25 protein-coding genes and 3 tRNA genes are annotated in these 23,424 nt (G+C 52.0%); 15 read left to right on the top strand and 13 right to left on the bottom strand.

Translation table 11 applies throughout. The annotated features are described in order from the left end of the window. The first annotated feature begins 89 nt into the window (after positions 1–89). From DESMU_RS04655 to DESMU_RS07185, 3 genes are all read left to right on the top strand, one after another. Entirely contained in the window at positions 90–770 is a 681-nt protein-coding gene (locus DESMU_RS04655; protein ID WP_013562444.1) for an adenylate kinase, read from the top strand. A 5-nt stretch (positions 771–775) separates the two neighbouring features. Continuing rightward, positions 776–1,060, top strand: coding sequence for a hypothetical protein (locus DESMU_RS04650; protein WP_013562443.1), 285 nt, complete (start codon positions 776–778; stop codon positions 1,058–1,060). A gap of 151 nt (positions 1,061–1,211) precedes the next feature. Further along, on the top strand, positions 1,212–1,370 hold the full coding sequence (locus tag DESMU_RS07185; RefSeq protein ID WP_187286328.1) for a hypothetical protein: 159 nt from the start codon (positions 1,212–1,214) through the stop codon (positions 1,368–1,370). Between the two features lies 1 nt (position 1,371). Here the strand turns inward: DESMU_RS07185 and DESMU_RS04640 are convergent, their stop codons facing one another. The 3 genes from DESMU_RS04640 to aspS all read right to left on the bottom strand — a co-directional run bounded on the left by DESMU_RS04640 (position 1,372) and on the right by aspS (position 4,232). Then, positions 1,372–2,532 carry an inositol-3-phosphate synthase gene (locus DESMU_RS04640; RefSeq protein WP_013562441.1) on the bottom strand — a complete coding sequence of 387 codons (1,161 nt, stop codon included), beginning with the start codon at positions 2,530–2,532 and terminating at the stop codon, positions 1,372–1,374. Positions 2,533–2,542: 10 nt separating this feature from the next. After that, the gene (locus tag DESMU_RS04635; RefSeq protein ID WP_245526402.1) at positions 2,543–2,857 is read right to left on the bottom strand and encodes a helix-turn-helix transcriptional regulator; all 315 of its coding nucleotides are present in this window, start codon (positions 2,855–2,857) and stop codon (positions 2,543–2,545) included. Between the two features lie 112 nt (positions 2,858–2,969). Beyond that, entirely contained in the window at positions 2,970–4,232 is a 1,263-nt protein-coding gene (gene aspS / locus DESMU_RS04630) for an aspartate--tRNA(Asn) ligase (protein WP_013562439.1), read from the bottom strand. A 493-nt stretch (positions 4,233–4,725) separates the two neighbouring features. Here aspS and DESMU_RS04625 point away from each other — a divergent pair, with 493 nt between their 5' ends. Beyond that, positions 4,726–5,574: a hypothetical protein gene (locus DESMU_RS04625; protein WP_048813454.1), complete on the top strand. Its 849-nt coding sequence runs from the start codon at positions 4,726–4,728 to the stop codon at positions 5,572–5,574. Here the strand turns inward: DESMU_RS04625 and DESMU_RS04620 are convergent. Then, a tRNA-Met gene (locus DESMU_RS04620) sits at positions 5,572–5,645 on the bottom strand. The two genes, DESMU_RS04625 and DESMU_RS04620, sit on opposite strands and share 3 nt — an antisense overlap. A gap of 164 nt (positions 5,646–5,809) precedes the next feature. On the opposite strand from DESMU_RS04620, the gene DESMU_RS04615 reads away from it, so the two are divergent. Beyond that, a tRNA-Thr gene (locus DESMU_RS04615) sits at positions 5,810–5,883 on the top strand. A 30-nt stretch (positions 5,884–5,913) separates the two neighbouring features. On the opposite strand, the gene DESMU_RS04610 is transcribed toward DESMU_RS04615, so the two are convergent. After that, positions 5,914–7,458, bottom strand: coding sequence for a protein kinase (locus tag DESMU_RS04610; protein ID WP_245526517.1), 1,545 nt, complete (start codon positions 7,456–7,458; stop codon positions 5,914–5,916). A gap of 76 nt (positions 7,459–7,534) precedes the next feature. On the opposite strand from DESMU_RS04610, the gene DESMU_RS04605 reads away from it, so the two are divergent. Next, positions 7,535–8,371, top strand: coding sequence for an inositol monophosphatase family protein (locus DESMU_RS04605; protein ID WP_013562436.1), 837 nt, complete (start codon positions 7,535–7,537; stop codon positions 8,369–8,371). Here the strand turns inward: DESMU_RS04605 and DESMU_RS04600 are convergent. Then, positions 8,368–9,480 carry a M24 family metallopeptidase gene (locus DESMU_RS04600; protein WP_013562435.1) on the bottom strand — a complete coding sequence of 371 codons (1,113 nt, stop codon included), beginning with the start codon at positions 9,478–9,480 and terminating at the stop codon, positions 8,368–8,370. The genes DESMU_RS04605 and DESMU_RS04600 overlap by 4 nt on opposite strands. A gap of 83 nt (positions 9,481–9,563) precedes the next feature. Between DESMU_RS04600 and DESMU_RS04595 the strand changes: the two genes are divergently transcribed. Further along, positions 9,564–9,773, top strand: coding sequence for a hypothetical protein (locus DESMU_RS04595; RefSeq protein WP_013562434.1), 210 nt, complete (start codon positions 9,564–9,566; stop codon positions 9,771–9,773). On the opposite strand, the gene DESMU_RS04590 is transcribed toward DESMU_RS04595, so the two are convergent. Next, positions 9,739–10,128: a hypothetical protein gene (locus DESMU_RS04590; protein WP_425358426.1), complete on the bottom strand. Its 390-nt coding sequence runs from the start codon at positions 10,126–10,128 to the stop codon at positions 9,739–9,741. The two genes, DESMU_RS04595 and DESMU_RS04590, sit on opposite strands and share 35 nt — an antisense overlap. 832 nt (positions 10,129–10,960) lie before the next feature. On the opposite strand from DESMU_RS04590, the gene DESMU_RS04585 reads away from it, so the two are divergent. The 5 genes from DESMU_RS04585 to DESMU_RS04565 all read left to right on the top strand — a co-directional run bounded on the left by DESMU_RS04585 (position 10,961) and on the right by DESMU_RS04565 (position 16,625). Next, positions 10,961–12,115, top strand: coding sequence for a pyridoxal-phosphate-dependent aminotransferase family protein (locus tag DESMU_RS04585; RefSeq protein ID WP_013562432.1), 1,155 nt, complete (start codon positions 10,961–10,963; stop codon positions 12,113–12,115). Between the two features lie 64 nt (positions 12,116–12,179). Then, positions 12,180–13,130, top strand: a complete 951-nt coding sequence (locus DESMU_RS04580; protein ID WP_013562431.1) for a D-2-hydroxyacid dehydrogenase — start codon at positions 12,180–12,182, stop codon at positions 13,128–13,130. Further along, entirely contained in the window at positions 13,127–13,894 is a 768-nt protein-coding gene (gene serK, locus DESMU_RS04575) for an ADP-dependent L-serine kinase SerK (RefSeq protein ID WP_013562430.1), read from the top strand. Before DESMU_RS04580 ends, serK begins: the two co-directional genes overlap by 4 nt. A 210-nt stretch (positions 13,895–14,104) precedes the next feature. Continuing rightward, positions 14,105–15,361, top strand: a complete 1,257-nt coding sequence (locus DESMU_RS04570) for a glycosyltransferase (RefSeq protein WP_013562429.1) — start codon at positions 14,105–14,107, stop codon at positions 15,359–15,361. Beyond that, positions 15,342–16,625: a glycosyltransferase gene (locus tag DESMU_RS04565; RefSeq protein ID WP_013562428.1), complete on the top strand. Its 1,284-nt coding sequence runs from the start codon at positions 15,342–15,344 to the stop codon at positions 16,623–16,625. Before DESMU_RS04570 ends, DESMU_RS04565 begins: the two co-directional genes overlap by 20 nt. Positions 16,626–16,627: 2 nt before the next feature. Here the strand turns inward: DESMU_RS04565 and DESMU_RS04560 are convergent. Continuing rightward, positions 16,628–16,728 (bottom strand) — tRNA-Thr (locus DESMU_RS04560). 52 nt (positions 16,729–16,780) lie between these two features. Further along, a complete protein-coding gene (locus tag DESMU_RS04555) occupies positions 16,781–17,008 on the bottom strand; it encodes a hypothetical protein (protein WP_187286327.1) in 228 nt (75 codons plus the stop codon). 151 nt (positions 17,009–17,159) lie between these two features. On the opposite strand from DESMU_RS04555, the gene DESMU_RS04550 reads away from it, so the two are divergent. Next, complete coding sequence (locus tag DESMU_RS04550) at positions 17,160–18,194, top strand: hypothetical protein (protein ID WP_048078690.1); 1,035 nt, start codon at positions 17,160–17,162, stop codon at positions 18,192–18,194. 38 nt (positions 18,195–18,232) lie between these two features. Here the strand turns inward: DESMU_RS04550 and DESMU_RS04545 are convergent, their stop codons facing one another. Next, complete coding sequence (locus DESMU_RS04545) at positions 18,233–19,051, bottom strand: D-aminoacyl-tRNA deacylase (protein ID WP_013562425.1); 819 nt, start codon at positions 19,049–19,051, stop codon at positions 18,233–18,235. Positions 19,052–19,273: 222 nt separating this feature from the next. Here DESMU_RS04545 and DESMU_RS04540 point away from each other — a divergent pair, with 222 nt between their 5' ends. Together DESMU_RS04540 and metG are read left to right on the top strand one after the other, a co-directional pair. Further along, positions 19,274–19,972 carry a tRNA(Phe) 7-((3-amino-3-carboxypropyl)-4-demethylwyosine(37)-N(4))-methyltransferase gene (locus DESMU_RS04540; RefSeq protein ID WP_013562424.1) on the top strand — a complete coding sequence of 233 codons (699 nt, stop codon included), beginning with the start codon at positions 19,274–19,276 and terminating at the stop codon, positions 19,970–19,972. Between the two features lie 94 nt (positions 19,973–20,066). After that, positions 20,067–20,393 carry a methionine--tRNA ligase subunit beta gene (gene metG / locus DESMU_RS04535; protein ID WP_013562423.1) on the top strand — a complete coding sequence of 109 codons (327 nt, stop codon included), beginning with the start codon at positions 20,067–20,069 and terminating at the stop codon, positions 20,391–20,393. Here metG and acs read toward each other — a convergent pair. From acs to DESMU_RS04520, 3 genes are read right to left on the bottom strand one after another with little or no spacing between them, the layout of a single operon-like run. Continuing rightward, positions 20,368–21,753 carry an acetate--CoA ligase alpha subunit gene (gene acs, locus DESMU_RS04530; RefSeq protein WP_013562422.1) on the bottom strand — a complete coding sequence of 462 codons (1,386 nt, stop codon included), beginning with the start codon at positions 21,751–21,753 and terminating at the stop codon, positions 20,368–20,370. The two genes, metG and acs, sit on opposite strands and share 26 nt — an antisense overlap. 43 nt (positions 21,754–21,796) lie before the next feature. Further along, entirely contained in the window at positions 21,797–22,381 is a 585-nt protein-coding gene (locus tag DESMU_RS04525; protein ID WP_013562421.1) for a metallophosphoesterase family protein, read from the bottom strand. After that, positions 22,378–23,415, bottom strand: a complete 1,038-nt coding sequence (locus tag DESMU_RS04520; RefSeq protein WP_245526401.1) for a hypothetical protein — start codon at positions 23,413–23,415, stop codon at positions 22,378–22,380. Before DESMU_RS04520 ends, DESMU_RS04525 begins: the two co-directional genes overlap by 4 nt. Positions 23,416–23,424 lie beyond the last annotated feature (9 nt).

Raw genomic sequence — 23,424 nt, 5'->3', positions numbered from 1 at the left:
GTGTCCTCCTGCAGCGGGTTCAGAATTAAATATCCTGCTTCACAATGGGGATCACAGGTGCAGTAACCAGGTATTCAAGGGTGTCCAGCTTGAGGATAGTATTGATAGGTGCACCTGGAGCTGGAAAAGGCACTTATGCCCAGATCATTAGGGACAAGTACTGCATCCCCCATATATCTACGGGGGACATTCTCAGGGAGGAAATAGCTAAAGGCTCCGAGCTTGGGTTGAAGGTTAAGTCATACGTGGAGAGAGGGCTCCTGGTTCCAGACGAGATCGTGATAGAGGTTGTAAAGAGGAGGCTGGAGCAACCGGACGCAGCCAACGGCTTTGTGCTCGACGGCTTCCCGAGAACCCTCGAGCAAGCCAAGGCACTCGACAGGATGACGCGTGTCGACGCAGTAATACACTTAGTGATCTCCGAGGAAGTAGCTGTGAAAAGGCTGAGTGGTAGGAGGATATGCCCTGTATGCAACAGGGTTTACAACATATATTACGAGCCCAAGCCGCGTGAAGATGAGAAATGCGACTACGACGGTGCCCAGCTGGTTAGGAGGCCTGATGACGAGCCGGATGTTGTGAGGAACAGGTATAAAGTGTTCTACGAGACCTTCGCACCCATAATAGATTACTACAAGAAGACGGGGAGACTAATAGAGGTTGACTCCAATAGGTCGGTTAGAGAGGTGTATCCGGCGCTCGAGGAAACCCTTAGAAGGGATGGTATTCTCAAGTTGAAGCCGTGTAGGGAGGAGAGCAGGACAGGGTAGTAGTGATGCATGTGGATAAAAGAGACGAATATGTGAGAAGCCTCGTATTGAAGCTCTACAATGGAATAGACTACTATTTTCATGGAGACGAATTAAACAGCGAGGGTTGGAAGGTATTCAACGAGATAATATACCATGTTATGAGGAGCAAGCCATGGTACAGGAAAAGAATAAGGGATTTGAGAAGGAGGCCTAGGGCTGAGGACATATTTGCATTCACAAGCGAGGCATACGGTGTTCCACCGGATTCTAGCGGTGGGTACATGGATCGGGAAGAGACTGTTCACTGAGTGAAGGTTTTTAGGCTGGTTCAGCCGCTGGAAGCACTGGAGGCGTGGCGGTGAATGGGGCTCTGCCGGATACGTGTTCCCTCGCCTCGATGACGGTGGAGTGGCCATTAGATGCATGGGTATGTCCCTGGTTCCCCGTGGGGCGGGCCCCGTGGTGCCCGTTGATGCAGCCCCCGGTGAAGTACTGAGAATAGATAAGGTATCGGAGGGGAAGCCCGTGCCCAAGACGACTACAAGTACCCAGAGCGTTCTAAGCGACTGGGATTACGGGCAGCCACGGAGTGAACATGACAGTGGAAAAAGCCATTGAGTTATCTTCTAGCTTGCTGCATCCTTGGATCGCTTATTCCAAGCCAGTTGAGCAACCCTTGGAATGCATGGTACTTCGACACGGCCTTTGACCCTGGGGGACCCGGCCTCTTCATGTAGAAGGCGTTGACCTCGTAGATTGAGCCATACGCCTGTCTATCGAGAGCTATCCTCCCTATTCTACTTAAGTCGACCAGTAGGCCTGCTAGAGCCGGGCTGTCATTTATCCTCATAACCACGTAGAATTCGTCTTTGAACTCGCCGAAGCTATAGTATTCAACTATCATGGCAACGAACTTCTTGTCTCCGAGGGGCTCTAGGTAACCGGTTGGCCTAATATAGTTCGGTGCGTCATAACCCAGTATGTCTTCAACTATTGCACTCTTAGTCTTCTTCTTCATGATGTTTCTCTCCGGCAGGTTTAATGCGAGGAAGTCTGTGTTACCTCCTATGTTGAACTGTGCTATATCGATAACCTTCCTATTCCTCTCATACATGTGTTCAAGCAGGTCGGCTGTGAATGGTGTGGCACCGGTGGAGCCATCGTCACCGAACACAACGCATCTCCGTTCACTGCAGAGCTTGATGAAGCCTGGGTCATTGGCTATAGGGGATGGTATAGCGTTGACGAATGCAACAGGCCTGTACTTAGCGGAGTAGAGTGTTGCTGCATAGGCATAGGTCTGGCTAGCCGTTAGATCACCGTTTAGGGCTCTCCTCTCTATTTCACCAGCGTTTCCAACGGGCTCAACGGGCTCGGTGGTCATGATGTTTATCAATACATCTATGTTGAGGCTCCTCCACTCATCCACCAGCTCGTTGATTGCTGCCTCAATACCCTTGTCTTCTTCTCTCCCCCTGGCCTTAAACGGGAGCCCCTTCATGCTGTTCAGGTGGATGCCCCTGCTTACAACTATGTCCTTCAGCGAGCCCGGTATATGGTTACCTGGATAATCCCTCTTAGCCAGCTCGTATACTGTTTTCCCAACCTTAGATTCATCTACATCGTATGATGCGACTATCTCTATATCGTCGTATTTATAGGGGAGCCAATTCCTCAATGGGACCCCGTAGTCTGGTATTTCATTATTCTTCAGCTTCTCCAATCCTACCTCGAAGTGCAGTGCAACCAGGCCTTGACCTATTATAGCTACATGGATCACTCCAACCACCTCATATCTTGAGCTTGCTAACCACCTCCTCGAGGAAAAGAAGGGCTTTCCTAAACGCGTCTACCCCTCTCTCAGTCACGGAGTACACGGTTTCCTCACCCTCCTGCCTCCTAGCTAGGATTCCATCCCGGCTCATCCTGTATATGACGGTGTACACTGTTACAGCTGGAGGATCTATGCCGAATCTCTCTCTGAGCCTGACTTTTACATCATAGGCCTTCAGGGGTTTCCCCTCGTCCAGTAGTATTTTCACTATGTAGAGCCATAGGTTTTCCACGGTGAGCTTTTTTACGAGCCGGGTGTACGCTCTAGGCATGGACATGGCTTTTACCCTATATTCACGATCACAAATATAGAGGCCAAGGGGTTAAAAACTATACGGCCCCAGAGACCCCGCTCCCAGCGGGTCAAGAGGAAGGGTGGTTTCCTCAGGGAACCAGCCTTACACGATCCCTGACGAAGAGTATGGCCTCCCTCACGTTTTCCAATCCAAGCATCCTCATCAGTAGTCTTTCAACACCGAGCCCGAAGCCACCATGCGGTGGCATACCGTACTTGAATGCCTCGAGGTAGAAGTCGAAGCTAGCTGGGTTCAAGCCCTTCTCCCTCAGGGCTTCTACAAGCCTCTCATACCTGTGCTCCCTCTGCCCTCCGCTAGCTATCTCCAGTCCCCTGTAATCAAGGTCGAACTTCCTCGTGTAGACCCCATTCTCCTCTCTCATGTAGTAGAAGCCTGTTGAAGACCATGGGAAGCCTACTATGAAGTAGAGGTCGTGTCCTTTCTCAGCCATTATCTCCCCCAGCTTCTTCTCGGCTTGATCGCTTAGGTCTTCCGTGTCCGAGACCTCGATTCCCTCGCTTCTAAGTATGTCTACGGCTTCCTGGAACCTCAGCCTTTTGAAGGGGGTGGACGGTTTTCTAAGGTTGACGCCGAGCACTTCTAGCTCTTCAGCATTGTTCCTTGAAACATAGTCTATGATGTAAGCTACAAGGTTTTCAAGGGTGTTTAAGACGTCCTCCAAGCTGTTTATGAAGCCCTGCTCTACATCTATACCCCATGACTCGTTCAGGTGCCTGGTGGTATTGTACTTCTCGGCCCTGAAGTAGGGTGTAATCTCATAGACCCTTGTGAAGCCGGCCATTAACATCTGCTTGAATAACTGGGGGCTTTGACTCAAGTAGGCTTCGTTCTCGAAGTATTGAACCCTGAAGAGGGTTGCACCGCCCTCGGCACCCGCTGCAACTATCTTCGGTGTCTGCACCTCGGTAAACCCGTTGGACGACAGGTACTCTCTTGCCGCGGCTAGCATCGCGCTTCTCACCCTGAAGATGGCTTTCTCAACGGGGTTTCTGACGAGAAGCCAGCGGTACTTTATCCTTGTGTCGAGCAGTGCCGGCACCTTGCCCATGGTGTCAACGGGGAGGGGTTCAATGGGTTTTGCATAGACCTCTATCTTTCTGGCAACATATTCTATCCCCCTGACACTCTTCTGTTCTTGTGCCTCCTCGCCCTCGAAGCATAATGCTGTGCCTACGTCGAGCTCCTTTCCCACAGCATATAGTTCCGGCTCTCTTTCCTCCTTCAACACTACGACATAGGGTTTTACTCTGTCACTACTCACCTCAATGATGACTACTCTGCCGATAGCCTTCTTCCTAATGATCCACCCGCAGATCCTTTTCAAACCCATCCCGCAACACCGTGAAACTGCATCACCAACCACTATAGTGGCGACGCATTCTTAAAATCATTGCATCCACAAGCCTTGTCCCCACGGGAGGGCTTGGTGGGCATAGAGTTGTGCTTGAAAAGTTTATTACGGCTTAAACATGTTTAATCAGATCCGTCGGGTGGCTGAATACCCCTGAGCCCGTGACCAGGCAGCCCGGCTGCCAATATGCCTAGCAGGCTATTGAGTAAGCCGGGCAGAGCCCCCGAGGGCTCCAAAGGTATCTAGGGGGCGAGCCTGGTTAGGATACCGGGGGTAGGCTACAACCATGCCCCGCCCTGGGTTTCACCAGGGCGGGCTATTCTTTAAACACGTGTCGAAAACCACATGGCCCCTAATCCTCTGGAAGGGTTTCACCTGGGTGCTTCCCTAGTTTCTCCCTCTGTTCCCACGCTCCATCAGCTGGCTTAAGCTAGCGGTGTTTGTTTTAACCCATCGTTTAGTTAATAGATGCATGGTGAGCCCTGTGGGTGCTTCAGTGGTCTTAAGGCTAAGCCGGAGGTGTGTTAAACGCTTAGCAATACTCCTAGTCGTGGTAATCGCGGCGTCATGGTACTTGCTAACGGTTTCGCCGCCGAGGCTGATGCTTTCACAGTATAGTGTCGTGATTAAGGAGAGGTATGGAGAGGTCTATCTATGGGTGAATGCAAGTGGCTATATTACCCCGCCGAAGACCCTGCTGAGCGCTAATGACACGTTGAAGCTGAGTCTCCGTATAGGTGATCACACCATGCCTATTGGTGAGGTTCACGTTGTTGAGGGCGTTGACATGTATGACGTAGAGTATGTAGGCGGGGTGCGTCTACCCGTAGATGTAGAGAACCTCACCGCTATTACCAGTGTAAAGCTTGATGCAGGGTTGAAGGGATACGAGCCCTATCCACCCTCAGTATTAACGAGCCCTGAGCAAGGGCACTGGCTCCTCGTATTCTACTCGCCGTACCTGCTTAATGTAACGGTTAACCTATACGTGCTCCCAGTGGATCCCGCCATAGAGATACATAATGAAGGGTGGGGCTTCTACAAGTGCACCATAGAGGTTCACGGAGTAGACGGCCTAGCCAGCAGGATCGAGAAGCAGCTACCTCCCGGCTCCACTGTAAACCTGAGCATAAGCGGGATTGGGATACCTGTGTTCACTCTGCAGGAGGTTTCATTAGGCCCCTTTGTCTTCACGCTCACCGATGGGCGTCTAGCACTGGATCTCGGTAGATACATAGCATGGGTGATCGCGGTGGAGGCATCGGTTCTATCAGTGCTAATGCTTGTAGTATGCAGGAAAAGGCCGAGGAAAAGGAAGTAGCGGGGGGTGGATTTGAACCACCGACCTCGGGGTTATGAGCCCCGCGGGCTACCTGGCTGCCCTACCCCGCTATGGAGCCCCGCTGCATCTAATTAATGGTGTATGAGGGGTTATAAGGCTTTATCAATGAGTCGGAGACATGGGGGGAGCTTAATTGCGTGGAGCGATGGGTTCGCGTATTCCTCGGCGAAATAAAAAAATATAATCCCAGCCCCCCATACATTAAGCCAAGCCTGCCGCCGTAGCTCAGCCTGGTGGAGCGCTGCCCTGGTAAGGCAGAGGACCCGGGTTCGAATCCCGGCGGCGGCTCCTACTCCACCCTTATCCTCGGCGATGCTTCTATGTTTTCAACGCAAGTATTCCCGAATACCCATCCTCCAGCAATGCCTCCTCCAGGGCTTTGAAGGCCTCAATAGGGGAGCCATAGCGTCTATCCGGGTTGAGGCTCAGCGTCCTTGCTAAATACTCTGAGGTCTTCGCCCCAATCTTATTCTTCAACAGCTCAATAATCCTGCTGAACTCTTCTTCAACCAGTTTGTCGAGGCTGCGGAGGGCTTCCCGGTGATCAATCTCTCCTTTCAGCAACTGTTCGAGGATCCCTCTTGCATTCTTCACATATTCTTCGAGGCCTGGTTCCCCGGGTAACTGTGCTTTCACCCCGTGGAGCGTCTGCAGGATAGCCAGGTTTAACTGTAGGTATGGTGTGACCGGCTTACCCAGCAACACCAGTAACGCTGTGGATGACGCCGTAAACATGCTGCTCATCCATGTGAGTCGCCCGGTCACCAGGGTTAAGGGGTCAATGGTCTCCAGCCCCCTGTATAGTCCCCTGTAAGGTGAGTCAAGCCTTTGCACATTGCTGCAGCCCGTCAGCAGGAACCTGTGCCCCGTGGGCTCGCTCTTGTCCTCCACGAGCCATATGTCGCTGGGTCTCAGCGTGTTCAACCCGTAGCCAAGTAAACCCATGACTGCCGCTAGCCCTGAGAACCTGTGGAGGATAAGCAGGGAATCATTCGCATCGAGCCCGCCGCTCTTCAACCTCTCATAGAGGCTTACACCACCCTCGTAGGCCTCGATGATGCATGGCGGAGTATCGAGGTATTTCTGCTCATCCATTCCACCGTATTCAGCTATGATGCCCCTACAGGGGGCCATGTATCTAGTGAAGAATGCAAGCCTCTTCAATGTCTCGGCGTCAACTTCCCCGAGTTGTGGCCTCCGAAGGGACTCCTGTGCTAGGAGCTGGAAGCCCAGGGCGTCTGCAGCGTTTAGTAGTAGCATTCCGCTGTTCGGCTGATCCCATCTAGGCACTGTAATCAGGTAACGCATACCTGCGGGGTCCAGTGCGTCAAGCCTGAATGAATATTCATCCCCTGGTAGCACACTAGATGCCTTGAAACCATGGATCACCCTGTTAACCCATGCATCTGGAAACACTATTCTCGTTCTCAGTGCGTCCTCTAGGATGGATTTAAGCTGTTGTGGGAGGGCATCCGGGTTCACCTCACCTACAACTATACTGCATAACGCTCCCGGGGCTGATGATGCCTCAAGAAGCAACCTATAGGCTTCATCACCCTTAACGAGGACCCCGGGCGACTCCCCTAGGAGTGCTAGAACCAGGTCGCCTGCGAGTATGAGCCTCAGGGACTTCCTCTTTCTATCATATCTTAGAATGGAGTAAACAACGCTCTTCCTTTCGGAGAGGACACGTCTACTTGTCTCAACCAGTAGCGAGAAGGCTTCCCCGCATCCAGCCTCTCTTTCAGGCTCTATAATGGTGACTTTCCTCACGAGCATTGCGAGGTTAAGGGGGTCGCTGAATATCTCGCTGGCCTCGTTCAAGTACTTATGCGTCCTCAAGTATCTTGTCAAAAATGACACCTTCCCCGCTACTTTATAGAGTAAAAGCGTCAACTAAATAAAACTAACTCTCAATAACGCTGTCATGGTGCTCGGGATGCATGTAGACAGCAGCATAGTGGATGCCTCCAGGAGGATTCTTGCTGGGCTAAAAACGCTTCTACGTGAACACTATGGGGACGCATACTACGGCAACGTTGTAGGGGAAGGGGTCTCAGGCGATGTGACGAGACGCATAGATTTACTCGCGGAGGAATACGTTGTAGAAGAGTTCAGTAGAGCAGGCTTCAACACCTGGGTGATAAGCGAGGAGAAAGGAGTCTATAAGCTGAGGGAGCGCGCAGAGTACATAGTGTTGCTAGACCCCTTGGATGGAAGCCTTAATTACGCATCACAAATACCTTTCTCAAGCGTATCGATAGCAGTGTATAAGGCCAGTGATCCGCCTCCTCTACTTCACGAGGCCATATACGGCGTTGTTGCAAGCATCTTCAGCGATATACAGGTGGAGTACGTCAACGGTAAAGTACTGTATAATGGGAGAGTGTTCGAGCAACGTGCCGGGAAAAACACGGGATTCAAGGTGGCCTCAATATACTTCGACAGCGTTGAGGAGCTTTCGATTCTCCGCGATATGTTCATGAATCATACGGGTGGCTTCAAGCTGCGGGTAATGGGGTCGGCTGCACTAGAGGCAACGCTAGCTGCTCTAGGGCTAATAGACTACTTCATCTCGTTAACCGGGCGCTTGAGAAACACCGATGTAGCACTAGCTGTGGCAACTGCGGAAAGACTAGGAGGAAGGGTACTTGTGGATCCCCCCTTGAGCAATCTACGTGTCGACGGCGTGAAAATACTCAGGAGGCTGGCCATAGGTTCAAGCAGGGATGCCTTCATGGAGGAGCTGAGAAACAGGTGGTTTAGTGGAGGCTAGGCAACCAGTAATGGCTTAAGACGGCCTGAGAGTACTCTAGCCCCCTTCCTAGTCACCAGTACGTCTTCCTCCATTCTAACACCATACGCCCCGTTGAAGTATACGCCGGGTTCAACAGTGAAAACCATGCCTGGCTCTATCACGGTGGAGTTTCCAATCCTCAAGTATGGTGGTTCATGGACGACTACTCCTATGCCGTGTCCAAGCCCATGTATGAATTTCTCACGTAACCCGTGTTTCTCAAGCACTTTAACAGCTGTCTCAGCCACGTCGCCGGCCTTGACGCCTGGATATATGTGGTCTATTGACTCCCAGAGCGCCTCTTCAACGGCCTCCAAGCTCTTCCTCTCCTCGGGGCTCGGCCTCCCCCACGTGATCATCCTTGTGAGGTCGCTGCACCGGCCCCCGTGTTTCACACCTACGTCAACCAGTATTAGATCCCTCTTGCCGAGCCTCCTGCGACCTGGGAGAGTGTGGGGGTAGCTGTTATTGGGTTTGAAAGCTATGATTGGTTCAAAAGCATACTTCCCGACTCCCTCCCTGCGAACCCTCTCCTCGAAGACGCCGGCTAGTTCAGCCTCGGTGACCCCATCTGCCACGTTATCCTGGACAACTCTTATACCCTTGATGGTTATCTCGACTGCTCTCCTCACGGCTGCTATCTCTTCCTCATCCTTTATCATTCTATGCCTCCATATATCCTCCGATACATCCACTATCCTCTCAGCGGGGAGGCTCTGTAAGACTGCTGTAAGACTGCCGGGGTGCGATTTATCCACGCCCACCCGGTTGCTTGAGCCAGCTATCTCCTTCACTATATCTGGGTAATCCTTCTCAGAGGCCTTTACATCACTCGGCTTCAAAGTCTTAGTGACGGCCTTAACCTCTATGCTACCGGGCAGTGAATCCCTGTACCTGTAGTATTCTAAAAGCGGCACGTAGAGGCTTATGCTTCCTCCCCGGGACACATGGAGCATCATGACGGCATCGGCTACTGCTTCAACGCCAGTATAGTACTCTATGTTCTCGGGTGACACTAGTATCAGGTCTTGGAGGCCTTTCTCCTCCATTAGGCTGAGCAGTTTCCCCAACCTGCTTCCCGTACTCATCGTGTGCACCGGTGGCTAACTATAATGTTGCAAGTATAAATAGGGCTCCGCTAAGGATCTACATGGATGCATGGTGAGCAATGATGTCCACGGAGGTAAAGTGCCCCAGGGACGGTAACACGATGATACTGGTTCTGGAGTCAGAGAAACTCAGCGATGGCACAGTGAAGGCTTATTTCAGCTACAGGTGCCCTATATGCGGCTTCAGGCTGGAAGCCGAGAGGATCGAGGTGACGCGGGGCGAAGGAGTGCTCAGCGTCAAGAGGACTGTGACTCCTCAGCCTCCCGGCTAGGCTCGGAGCTCGCGGTTCTCCTCCCACTGCTGAATACGTCTTCAACAATATTCTTCAAGAGTGAAAGCGCCTCCATTGATTCTGCCTTAGCAGTATACTCGTCTACGCCTGTCTTCTCGAAGACAATGATGTACCCCTTACCCTCCTCAATCAGCCTTAGGATAACCTTGTTCAGCTTACTAGCCGGGATTCTCAGAGCATACTTGCCATCAAGCTTAGGCAACTCCCCAACGCTCTCTCCAACTAGCACATACCTGAGGCTCTTCCTGCCTTTGGAAACCACCACCTGCTTCAACCTGCCGGTGACACGTATCCAGCGGTTGCCACGTAGCTCCACATAGACCTCCACAGGCATCACCCCGGTGCAGACTACTACTGGTGAACACTGCGACTACCTGGTAGTCCACCGCTAACTATATGCCCACCGCGATTTAAAACCATGAGAGCGTCATCCAAGGGGTCCCAGAGTTCCCTCAGCTCAGTAGCAGAGTGCCTCCACTTCTACAATCACTAATATGCTTTTTGAACCCTCTCTATTGGTGCTGGTGTTGAATTGTATGCCTCGGCGGTGAAGTATTGCTCCAAGCCGGAGCAATCCATGGCCTCACCGATAGAGTAATAATCCATGGGCCCTAGGCCTAGTGGAAGTACATGAATGCGAGGCTGGCATGAAGAGGTGGGAGCGGCATTCAGGAATAAATGGAAAAGGTAATTAGGAGCGGTAGCCATCTGGGGCTGTTACCATTTAAATGGCTGGTGAAAACGTTTATAAGCCTTGGTGCTGCATGTTTCCCCTGGATGATGATTAATGAGATAGGCTTGTGGAGTCTAGCCGGGGTGCCCTGGCTGTGAGGGGTGAGCCGGGGCGGGCCCCACGGGGTGATGGGAGCACTGCTCCAAGCCCCTTCGGGGCTGGTTACCTGTAGATGGGAGCCCCATGCCGTTGGGCTCGACCGCCGCCCATGACCCCATAGTGATAGCGCGTGATCTGTGGGCGAGGCGGAAGCCCCTAGATACGATCGAACATAAATAGATGAGGATGAATATCTAGGGGCAAACGGCATGGGATGACCGGGCAGAGACGTACTGAGTTGTGATGTAGGTGGAGCGACTGGGACCGATTCCTTGTCCTCCATTAGCTAGATATTTTAACTGGGCGTTCAATAACTCTTCAAGGGGTGTGAGCCTTGAGCAGTTACATGGATGCTGTGAGGGAGGTTGAAAAGATCCTGTGGCCTAGGCCAATGAAGCTCTTCACGGCTGGGCCCGTAGCCTGTTTCCCCGAGGTTCTCGAGGCGATGAGGATCCAGCAGTTGAGTCACAGAAGCAAGGAGTACCAGGAGCTTCATAGAGACACGGTGAAGAGGCTTGCTGACTTCCTTCTCGCCAGGAAGGCGACGGTACTCCTAATACCGTCTAGTGGGACAGGCTTCATGGAGGCGAGTATTAGAAACGCTGTCACCCCGAAGGGGAAAGTGCTGGTAACCGTGATAGGAGAGTTCGGCAACAGGTACAGGGAGGCGGTTGAACGGAATGGGAGGGTGCCGGTCGTACTGGAGAAGCCACTGGGGAAACCAGTCCTCCCAGAAGAGCTGGATGACGCGTTAAGGAAGAACAGGGATGTTGAAGCGGTCACCATAACGTACAATGAGACTAGTACAGGGGTCTTAAACCCGTTGAGGGAGCTGGCTAAGGTGGTTAAGGAGCACGGTAAGCTACTGTTCGTGGACGCTGTGTCAGCCATGGGTGCAGCCGACATAAGGGTAGATGACTGGGGAATAGACATTGTTTTCGCAAGCAGTCAGAAGGCTTTCGGCGTCCCACCAGGCCTAGCGATGGCTGCTGTGAGCGAAGAGGTGTTCGAGAAAGCCAAGAGTATCCCTGAGAGGGGCCTGTACTTCGACCTCCTAGAGATAAGGGAGTTCCTTGTAAAGCAGTGGTCGACGCCTACCACTCCACCGATCCCCCAGATAGCCGGGTTGAACGTGGCGTTGAGGATAGTTGAGAAAATGGGTGGAAGAGAGAGGTGGCTTGGAATGTATGCTGAAAGGGCTGAGAGGATCAGGAGGGGCGTCCAGGAGCTGGGGTTAAAGCTCTTCGCCGAGCCAGGCTATTACAGCCCCACTATAACCGTCGTGTATAACCCGCCCGGCGTGAAGGGTCCCGTAATATATGAGGAGCTGAGGAAGAGGGGGATAGAGATAGCAAAGGGGTATGGGAAAGTAAAGGATGAAACCTTCAGGATAGGGCACATGGGGTATATAACTAGTGAGGACATAGACGCGTTATTCAGGAACCTGAGGGAGGTACTGATATCACTGGGTTTCAAGCCCGCGGCATAAACATGAGTTAACGGGTTTTTATTCTCTTCAACCCGTTAATATTATACATGTAGGTGCATGCGGGATGAGTACTCCTACAGGGTACAGGGTGCTGGTTGCAAGCCACATACATGAGAAAGCACTGGAGACACTGAGGGCCAACGGGTTCGAGGTGGTTGTAAGGGAGGAGCCAGGCGAGGACGAGCTGGCTTCACTGATAAAGGGGTTCCATGCATTAATAGTACGTAGTAAGCCGCTGGTGTCTAGGAGAGTAATATACTCGGCTGACTCACTCAGGATCATAGCGAGGGCTGGCGTTGGACTGGACAACATAGATGTGGAGGCGGCTAGGGAGCGGGGGATAGAGGTAATCAATGCACCTGCTTCATCAACTATGAGTGTCGCTGAGCTAGCTGTCGGACTAATGATCTCGGTGGCGAGAAAGATAGCCTTCAGTGATAGGCGCATGAGGATGGGTGAATGGCCTAAAAAACACGCCGTGGGAGTTGAACTGCATGGAAAAACCCTGGGGATAGTGGGCGCTGGCAGAATAGGGTCAACCGTAGCAAGGATCTGCAGGTTCGGCTTCAACATGAACATCATTTACTACGACCCCTACAGGAACGAGCAGCTCGAAAAAGAGGTGGGGGCTAGATACGTGGACTTAGACACATTGCTAAGGGAATCCGATGTAGTCTCAATACATGTGCCGTTAACACCTCAGACACAGCACCTGATAAACGAGGAGAAGCTGAGACTCATGAAGAAGACGGCTATACTCATCAACACGTCTAGGGGGCAAGTAGTCGACACAAACGCGCTTGTCAAAGCACTCAAGGAGGGTTGGATCGCGGGCGCTGGGCTAGATGTGTTCGAGGAGGAGCCACTGCCAAAGGGTCATCCATTACTAGGGTTGGAGAACGTTGTGTTAACACCCCATATAGGTGCGAGCACGGTGGAGGCTCAGGAGCGGGCTGGGATAGAGGTAGCTGAGAAAATAGTGGAGTACTTTAAGAAGCATGGTGCACGCCTATGAGTAGTAGCACCGGTAAGGTGATAATAAAGCTGCCTAAAACCAGTATACCATACAAGTATGTGGAGCCCGTCCTAATAGAAGTCGACAAACTGGTAAACCATGAAGAGCTTGTTGATGCGAGACTCAGGGAGCTCATGGATAAAATCCGTAGTGAGAACGCGGTCGACATGCCCATAGTGGTGACACCTATACCTGGCACCGATAAATACTTGATAGTCGACGGACACCACAGGTGGGCAGCTGTTAAAGCACTTGGTTACAGGAAGATACCGTGCATAATCATAGACTACTTCAGTCAGGATGTGAAGCTGAAGACCTGGCTGCCTGGCATAATAGGCGATGTGAAACCGGTCCTCGAGGAAGCCGCCAGGAGAGGGCTTGGGGTGGCGGAGTGCAGGTACAGTGTTGACACCAGCGGAGACATCGATGCGAAACTATTGGAGGAGTCATCCTTCATAGTGCTCGGGAGAGACCTGTGTAGAGCTATAAGTGGAGGCGTTGAAGGGCAGAAGATAGTGTCGCAAGTACTGAACGAGCTCAACATGAAGGGGCTTTTCACACTGGTATACTACGGGGAGCTTTCAGAGGCACTGGAGGACCTTAAGTCCGGCTGGCTTCACTACCTCTTCATACGTAAATCCCTCACGAAAGAAGACGTGATGAGATATGTGAGGAACGGAGGGGTCTACGCGCCGAAGACCACTAGGCATATACTACCCTTCTACCCTGCGAAAACCTATACTCCACTAGATGCACTCCGCTAGGATGAAGCATCCCATATACCACCAGTTTGCTTTCTCCCCCTCTTTTATTACCCTCATCCACTAATGTAGTCTCACAAACCAGGCTTCCAGCCCTTTGAAAGCAGGGAGCCCGCGAGCCCTCTGGAGGAATAAGCTTTAAGGCTGGAGGGGCCTGCGACATGTTGACAGTGTGGCTGCGTGAAAAAGCCTTGTTCCCATGGTGGGGGCACCGTGACTAAGAGAGTTAAAGCTGTGGTTGGCCCCTTTACAACCATCGTAGGCGGTGCCGAGCTAGTTAAAGCAGAGGCATCTAGGGTTCTCTGCAACATGGGCTACAGCGTCGTGCTCGCCGGCCTCACCCATGTGGAACTACGGCACCTACCAGTCGACGTCTCAGCGACGGGTTGTATGGAGTTCAACTATTTACTGCCATGGTTTCCTCAAGCACTCGGCCTGTATCAGGTGCACCTGGCCAGCAAGGCTGTTGAGAAAGCGATACGGCTTCACAGGCCCTGCCTGGTCTTCATAGACAGCGAGGGTTCAAGAGTTATTGACGGTTTAAAGGAGAGAATGGGGTTCAAGCTGGTCAAGTATATTCACTTCCCGCACAGCCTCTATCTTGCAACACGTAACTGTAGTCGCACCGGGAGCAGGGTTCTCTCACTCTACTGTCGTGATGCATTATCCTACTCTAGGAAGTATTTCTCATCCATGTTTTGGAGAACGTATTGGGCGACGTACCTTAAGGTACTTGAATCAACATTACCGGAGAACCCTTTCCAGCACGCCGACCTCGTCATGGTTAACTCAGAGTACACGAGGGATCTCCTGAGGGAGCTCTACGGCGTGAAAGCACGGGTAGTGTACCCCCCTGTCCACATAGAGGATCTCCTCGAGTGCGGGAGGAAGGGCTTCAATGAGAGAGATAACAGTATAGTGATGGTTGGCAGGATAAGCAGCGAGAAAAGGCACGACGATGTTATCAAGGCGGTAGGCATGCTTGACGATAAACCCGTTGTCAGGGTCATCGGCGCATTAACCAGGGGGAACCTGGGCTACCTAGCATACCTGAGGAAGCTGGCTTCAAAACATAACGTAAGGCTCGAAGTATACTTCAACGCCCCTAGGAGAACACTCGCGGAGACCCTTTGCTCATCCAAAGCCCTCGTCCACGCCGCCATCGGGGAACACTTCGGGATCGCTGTGGTGGAGGCAATGGCTGCCGGAGCCCCAGTCATCGTTAACAGGGAGAGCGGCAGCTACAGGGACATCCTGGGAGGCGGCTACTACGGGCTTGGCTACTCCTCTATCGAGGAGCTCTCCGAGTCGATATATTTAATCCTCCACGACTCATCCCTGTGGACAAAGTACCATGAGCTCTCAAGGCACAGGAGCATCAGCTATGATTCCCGGGTGTTCGATGAATTGTTCTCCAAGGAAATACATGGTCTGGGAGGTGGATCCACGTATGTCGGCGAAGGATCGTGAAATACTGTTCATTGCGAATCCATTTGGCTCCGGAGGCGGGGGATCGTACAGGGCTCAGCGGGGACTACTATACTTTGCGAGAAAGGGGTTGAGAACATACTTCATAGTGCCCTGGGCTTCCATCCCGGATTTGATTGCTCTCGAATCATCTGTTAAAGGGGTATCAAATCTTATGAGGAACGGCGTCCACCCGCTTGCAGCCAGTTATCTTCCATCAATAGTGAATAGAAAATACCTATTGCTCACAGCCCTATCGCCACTGCTTCATAGAGTGTCAACGGGCATAAGGTTCTTCAGCGACAAGCATCTCAAGCCACTAATAGTAGTCAGCTACCATGAGGGTTTTGACGCGATAAGCTTAGCCCTGAGGTTTTCAACCATGTATGGTACGCCTGTAGGCGTGTTCCTTCAACTACCGCCTTTCTATGAGAGGAGGCGTTGGATACATATACTTCACTCCCACAAGCTATTCTACAAATACTTGTACAGGGAGCTCTATCCTTCCCTCTTTTCTCTCAGCAAGACCGCCCTAGAGCTCTGCATGAAGGAGAACAAGAGGTACATAGAGGAGGTGGTGAAGAGGAAGGGATGTATACTGGCTGTTTCCAAATCCATACCCATGGACATGGGCGGAGCCGGCTACGTAAGCTATCTTGATCCCGGTGTATCCCTGGATCCCGAGGATGAAGCCCTGATAAAGAGTATAAGGGACACGGTGAAGGAGAGGAAGGGTATAGTAGTATTTGGAGGGAGGCCGATCCCAAGCAAGGGCTTAATTGAAGGCATACTCGCGTTCAGTAAACTAGTTAGGGAGCTCAGTGACTTGAAGCTTGTGTTCACAGGATACATTGGACGGCAGAACAAGGCCAGGGTATTAGCCTTTGCGGAGAAGCTGGGTATCCGAGAGAAGGTATTATTCACAGGCTATATTAGCAGGAAGGAGCGGTTGAGGCTTGTTAGAAGGGCCATGCTAATGCTTTACCCGAGCCATGAGGATTCATACTCATACGCGGTGTTGGAGGCGACGTTGCTGGGTACTCCCGTGGCAGGATACGGTATCCCAGCCTTGCAAACATACTTCGGGGGCCTGGATAATGTGAGGCTAGCACCAGAAGGGGATTTAGAGGGGCTCGTACAGGATGCCATGGATCTAATCGAGGGTAGGGCATGGAGGGATGAGGCCGATTTGCATGTGAAGGAATGGGATGAAATACTCGAGGAGGAGCTCGGGTTCTGGCTGAAGTGCTCCGGGGAGTATGGCTAGAGAGCCGCCGGCGGGATTTGAACCCGCGTCCACCGGCTTTCTCGACGGGCCTACCTAATAGTGCTTACAAGGCCGGCGCTCCACCGGGCTGAGCTACGGCGGCGTACTATCCAACCATGATTACCTTCAGGGTTTAAAATTGTTTATGGGTATGGCTATATTCTCCTTGGCGGTGTTGAGTACACGTGTACCTCTTTACGGTCTTCAATGAATTTAACTGTGTATGCCTCGACGAATACTTCATCGGCGTCCATGATGGCCTTGTCGTCAACGTATACCATGACGCTCTTATACCTGCTGAAAGGATACCCGTACTCTGAGAACACTGAGGCGTCGAATCCCCTCTCACGGGTCTTCTTGATGTGGACTATCATGTTGCCCACATTACTTAACGTCTTTAACACAGGGTTAAATACTGTGTCAGCCAGGGGTTCAAAGCGCTCATCGATCGCTTGCGGCAGGGCGTCTTCATCCAGAAGCCACTAAATAACCCTTCTAGGATTTATATCTAATGCCTTGAGTGGAGGATGTGGAATGGTGCAGGGAGTGGTAGACGTCATCGTGGATAGGGTGTTACAGGGGGATCTGTACGTAGCCTTCAAGCCCCTTGATCTACAGCTGCATGGATACTATTCGAGGGAGAGCGTGGCTTTGAGCACGCCTAATAGAAGGGGGAGGAGGATGAGCCTAGGGTTGCTTGAGGTGGTGGCTGAGTCTCAGAGTGAAAGCGTTGACTGGAGGCTTAAGCTCAACGGTATAAGCGTCACCAAGGAGTTTAAGCCTCATTACACGGCTAGGCTCAGGGATAAACTGGTCTCGAAGTTCGTCTACGACGTCACCTCCCTCCTAAATACAGAGGACTCCATGGGGAAGGACTGGGTGAACCTGACGTTCAGGCATGAGGGAGGCTCACCCGTTAGGCTTAGGAAGGCGCAGCTCATAGCTGTATATGAGGACCCTGATGCCTCAACGAGCCTAAAGTATTGGACGGGGCTACTCAGCCTCAGCCCCGGGGACTCCCACTTCCTCACGAGTAGTGTAGTCGCTGGGGAACCGGAGATACGTGTCTCAGGATGCATGTTGCAGCATGCGGGCAAACTGGTTCTACTGGTTAACGATGCAAGGTACGAGTTCGAGGGTATGCATGGCGATGGCTTCGAGGAATACGTGGTGCAAGCATCGTCATCCAACGGCTACAGGATCGGGCTCGTCAATGAAGGCAACGGCTCCTTCATGGTGTCAAGCGTACTATTGTATTCCTCGTCCATGAGGAAACCGGTTCTCGTAATCGAGGGTGTTGAAGTAAAGCAGGCTGGAGACGGGCTAAGACTCAATGTCTCATTGAGGAATAAGGGTGAGGCCTCGCCGGATTTCACCGTCTACACGGTAATCCATAAGGGGAATATCGTGGCCACGGTTAAGGCTTTAGATGCGGTGCAACCGGGTGAAGCAGTTGTGAAGGAGCTCGTGGTGCCGGTGACGCCTAGTCCCGGTGAAACCCTTTCCATCAGGGTGGTGTGGGGCAAGCTCTCTAAGACATGGTTTACAACTGAAAACCTCACCCTTTAGGGCGGGGAGAAGGCCGGTGAGACACAGGTGAAGGCTCCCTAGATGTAGCGGAGGGTTAAACCCTTATTCGAAGCATACTCCTCTACGAGAACCCTGTGCTCCTGCCTCGTCCCCTTCTTCTCGACAACTATGATGGATGGTTTAACGGCACTCCTGTGAACCATCTTATCCAGTGTATCCATTGAAAGTGCTCCCAAGGCGTACTTGGCCATTATGTGCCCGTAGCACACGGGCTCCGATAACGCTAACTCAGTGTGCTTCCTCGGGTAGTGTCCTCCTCCAATACCTATTGCGGGATTACACTCGTCTCCACCGGGCTCCTTGAGCAGCCTGGCCACGGCTTCACCCACCACCCTATGGTTTACTTCATCCCTCCACTCGCCAAGCGTGCTCCCGATCTCCACGAAGACAAGGGGCTTCGAGATGCTTGTAGGCCCATGGTGCGTTGCCTCATAGCTGACCTCGTACTCGCTTCTCCCATAGCTGTCTCTAAGGGTTTTAAGTAGTCTGAGAAGCCTCCACGCGGTGAGCGGGGAGGCGACGCCGAGTTCCCCGGGTTTACCACCGTAGGCGGCTTCACCACCGAAGTTCCCTGTATGATGCACCGTGTAGCTTTTCACGCCTGCCTCACTACTATGCCTCGATAAAACAATGTACTCTGAGGCCGAGGGCAATCTATCCTCGAGGAAGTCGAAGTATATGACGTCTTCTTCGAAGCCGGCTAGTATGAAGCCGTCTCCTCTGAAGCACTCAACGGCTCCGGGGCACTTAGCGCTAGTTAACCCAAGTGACTCAGCAATGTAGAGCGCTATACCTCTCCCAGCTGGATCCCGTACACTGTAAGCGAGACTCTTCATGGAGGTTCATCATCCCGTCGTATTCAGCTAATTAGAGCCTCGAGGCAGCTTATAAGTATTCCACGATCCAGCCTACTGGATGAGCCATCATCACGGCTCGTGAATAATGGATTCTCGAACACGGTTTTAATACGCTGAAAACCCATCAGAAGACGTGAATCCAGCGGACCATGCTCCCACAGTATGCTGGATTAATACTCGTGCACCAGGGTGGGTTTAGGAGTGCAGGAGGATGCATGGGTTAGGAGGAAAAGAATGTTCTGGCGGAGGATGTGGGAGGATCTGGAGATAGGTTACCTAGACAAGGATCTGCTTCCACTGTTAATCCTGCTGAATACCGAGAGGAAAGTATACACTATGAGCAGCTGCAGCGGGAGGATCGTTGCCAGCGATTCTGAGACGCCATGGGAGAGAGGCGTGGATTCCACGGTGATCTTTAAGAAACATGTACCCGTGGAGCCGGGTGAACTACTCAGGTTGTACAGTATCCCGGTTAACAGGAAGATATGGCTCAATGTGACGGGACCCATTATCCATTTGTCGGCGAGAGACCTCCAGACGGCGGCGAGGATCCTCAGAATAGCTAGGTTGAGCGGTTACAAGCATAGCGGTATCATAAGTCTTAGTAGGAGCAAGGGGGTTATCCTGGAGTTGACTACCGGCGTCTACTTATCCATACCCTTAAGGACACGGGGAGGCGATGTTGTTGGATCTGAAAGCATAGATGGACTGGTTGAGCTGGCTAATGCAACACTCTATGAGGGTAAGAAGAGGCTTTCAAGACTCTATATGGAATTGAAGAGGAGTATACCGTGGAGCCCGGATGACGAGGTGATGGAGTACATTGTGAAGCACGGTATTAGGATACATGAAAGAGACCCCTTGGAGGTGTTTGGAGAGCTTTCAAGAGGCATGTGGTAGGATGCTTTTCATATCCACACTTCAAGGCACGGGTTTCAATGCTTATAAACTACATGCGTGCTCATTGATCACTGTGTAATCCCGGTGGTGCTGGATGGAAGTGATCGGAATAGAGGATTTTCAGAGGGTGGACTTAAGGGTTGGACTAGTGAAATCAGCTGAGAGGGTTCCGGGAAGCGAGAAGCTGATAAGGCTAATAGTCGACCTGGGTGAGCTAGGGGAGAGGCAGATAATTGCGGGGCTCGGTAAATGGTATCAGCCCGAGTTCTTCCAGGGTAAACATGTTATTGTGGTGGCAAACCTGAAGCCCAAGAAAATGATGGGGTTGGAGAGCCAGGGAATGCTTCTAGCCACCGATACTGATCCACCGGTCTTAGCTACTGTGGAGAAACCCGTCAAGCCTGGGGCAAGGCTCTTCTAGCCTCCAAGTACCTTCTATACCACACCATTTTAGAGAGGGCGTATACTGCTCTCTCTGGTGAAGGATACGCTGGGATATTATGCCTGTTGAGGTACTTTATTGCCTCATACGTGTCCTCACCGCCCACGAACCCGGCTACCGTGGTCTTATCTATGTGCTCGGCCTCGTAGAGTTCAACTATTGCCTTCGCTAGGTCACGTGGGTCGAGGACGGCTGTCCTGCAGTAGAGTATAACTATGTTGTCTACCTCGCTGGATTCAGCAGCTATCCTTAACGCCTTCACATAGTTATCTACGACTGCCTGCCCGGTTAAGTCAACCGGGTTCTTGGCACTGCCGAACCATGGCATTGTTGTTTTAAGCTTCTCTCTGAGTTCCTGGCTTGGCTCCAGGAGCTTTACATCGTTGAATTCCGCTGCATCGGTGGCTAGTACGCCGACGCCGCCTCCATTGGTTATTATAATGGTGTTTTCCCCCTTCGGCAACGGCTGTGCTGCAAAAGCCCTCGCTATGTCAAACATCTCCTCAACGGTGTAAGCCCTGATGATACCGCTTTGCTTGAAGGCCGCCTCATATAGGTTATCGCTTCCAGCTAGGCTGCCAGTGTGGCTTGCCGCGGCTGCCGCGCCACGCCTGCTCCTACCCGCCTTTATAACTACCACCGGCTTCTTCAATGTAACCTTCCTCATCTTCTCAACGAATTCTCCTCCCTTACCTGGCTTTATCCCCTCCAGGTATATCGTTATAACCCTTGTATTCGGGTCATCAGCCAAGTACTCTGAGAGCTCTGCTACATCGAGATCCGCCATGTTTCCAACGCTGAGTAGTGCTGAGAGACCTATTTCATTCATTATCGTCCATCCCATCAATGCTATGCCGAGTGCCCCGCTCTGCGAGATGAGAGCGATGTTGCCTTTCGCAACCTCCAGCGGCCCGAAGGTAGCGTTTATGCTTGACGGCGTGTAGACATAGCCGAATATATTGGGGCCCAGTATCCTCATCCCGTATTTTCTCGCTGTCTCAACAATCCTGTTCTCCAGTTCGACGTTGCCTACCTCGGAGAACCCAGACGTGATTATCACTGCTACCTTGACTCCTTTCCTACCGCATTCCTCCATAACCTTAGGTACTGCATCGGCTGGAACAGTCACTATGGCTACATCGACCTCGTCCGGTACATCCAGTATTGAGGGGTAAGCCTTATACCCCAGTATTTCATCCGCCTGTGGGTTGACAGGATATACTTTGCCTGGGAACCCGTATCCCTTAATGTTCCTAAGCACCACGTACCCTATCTTGCCGGGCGTGCGACTAGCCCCGATCACCGCTATGCTTCGAGGCGTGAACAGGGCTTTAACCATCGGTAATCACCGTGGGGAGTTACAGCTACTTATATATTTAAATTTAATCAGCCCCGAGTTCCCTGAGCACCTCCCAGAAGACCCCTTTCTTCACGATGTAGGAATCCCCTTCTATAGCTACATACATGAAGTGGTTTTTCAAGGCGCTGCCCGGGGAGATGAGATTACCCTCCACACAGGGCTCTACACAGGCCCCCGCCAGGATAAGCCTCGGCTTCAGTGATTCAACAGCCTCTCCAACAATATCGCTGCTTACACTACAGCACCTCACACCGGGGCCCGGCCTATAGGTTGCAAGAACATCAACCCTGCTTTCTCCAAGCGGGCTTGGTGAGACCCCTATACCGGTTAACACGTATCCCTTCAGGTTGACGAGTCTTCCTTCGAGTAGGCCGTTATGCCTCCTCAAGCTCTGTGAAACAGATGCGTCGTCAAGCCTTCCCAGGACACCGTATGTTGGGATCACGCATCTCTCCACCAGCCAATCAATGATCACAGGGGAGACTGTGTCACCCAGGAGGATCACTGCATCAACCCCTAGTGTTCGCGCAATTACGCAGAGGATCCTTGAGAGGGTTTTAGAGGCCTCCAAGTCGTAAACTGCTAGTAGTCTGAGCCTGCTGCTCAAGCCGTGTCACCAGGGGCGATGAATCCTTTTTCCTCGACGCCGCCCACCAGTATCTTGCAGAGACCCTGGCTGCATTGAAGGAGCCCCCTGATGAATGCTTTCCCACCCTCGTAGAGTAGCGGAGTGTACAGGGACTCGAAGCTCTCGACATACACTATATCGAACGGGGTGTTGGAGCCCCCGATGACCCTGTACCTCTCTATGCGGCTCTTAGAAGGATAATCCAATGCATCGACACCGCCGGAGAGCTCAGCCGTAATCTCGGTTACGCCAATAGTTCTGAAACCCTGTAGAACGGAGAGAGATCCATGTATGTTGCCGCTGTACGTGACCGAGTACTCTCTTCCATTGAAGACCCCGCGTCTCCAATTCCTATAGAGTAGCTCAACCTGTCTACGTGTCAAGCCGGTTCTCTCGGAGATCCTCTTGGACCATTCGAGTAGTCTGCTTCCGGTGAACGGCTTGAAGACATCTCTGTTTTCAGAGATTGCCTCAACCACGTCTAATCCTTTCCTCCATCCGTATACAACGAGATCTATGTCGCTGAAGAGAGGGTTGTGTATGCCTGGCAGGAGTGAACCCGTTACTCCAACATCGTCTAAGCCCCCGATTAGGCTCCCGAGGCAGGTGGACACCTCGATCACCTCCTGCTCCAAGCCATCTCTCGGAGACCTAATGATCTCCAGTAATCGGTCGACAGGGTTGTAGAACTCGGTTACCAGCCACATGGGGACGTAGGGTAGCTCTGCATCATAGTATGGGATGTATGTCTTCCAGGGAGTGTATTCATGGATCTCCCTCGCATCATACCATTTAACAAGCCTCTCCAGTGGAATGCCTCTTGAAGCCCATATTGATGATCCTTCTTGAAGAGGACAGTACTTGATGTACCCTATGAAGCCGTAGCCTAGATGCCTATTTCCAACTACGACGAAGAAGCAGTTGTTTGCAAGCCTCAGGTAATAGTGATCGAGTATTTTCAGGTTGTTCCCCACCATTAATGTATAGCCTCCTACTTTAATCAGGAGCCTCATCATCTAATA

Origin of the sequence: Desulfurococcus mucosus DSM 2162 (genome assembly GCF_000186365.1) — an archaeon.
In the GTDB taxonomy this organism is placed as follows: domain Archaea; phylum Thermoproteota; class Thermoprotei_A; order Sulfolobales; family Desulfurococcaceae; genus Desulfurococcus; species Desulfurococcus mucosus.
The sequence above is the reverse complement of the archived record's forward strand: the minus strand, read 5'-3'. Positions and strand labels throughout refer to the sequence as shown.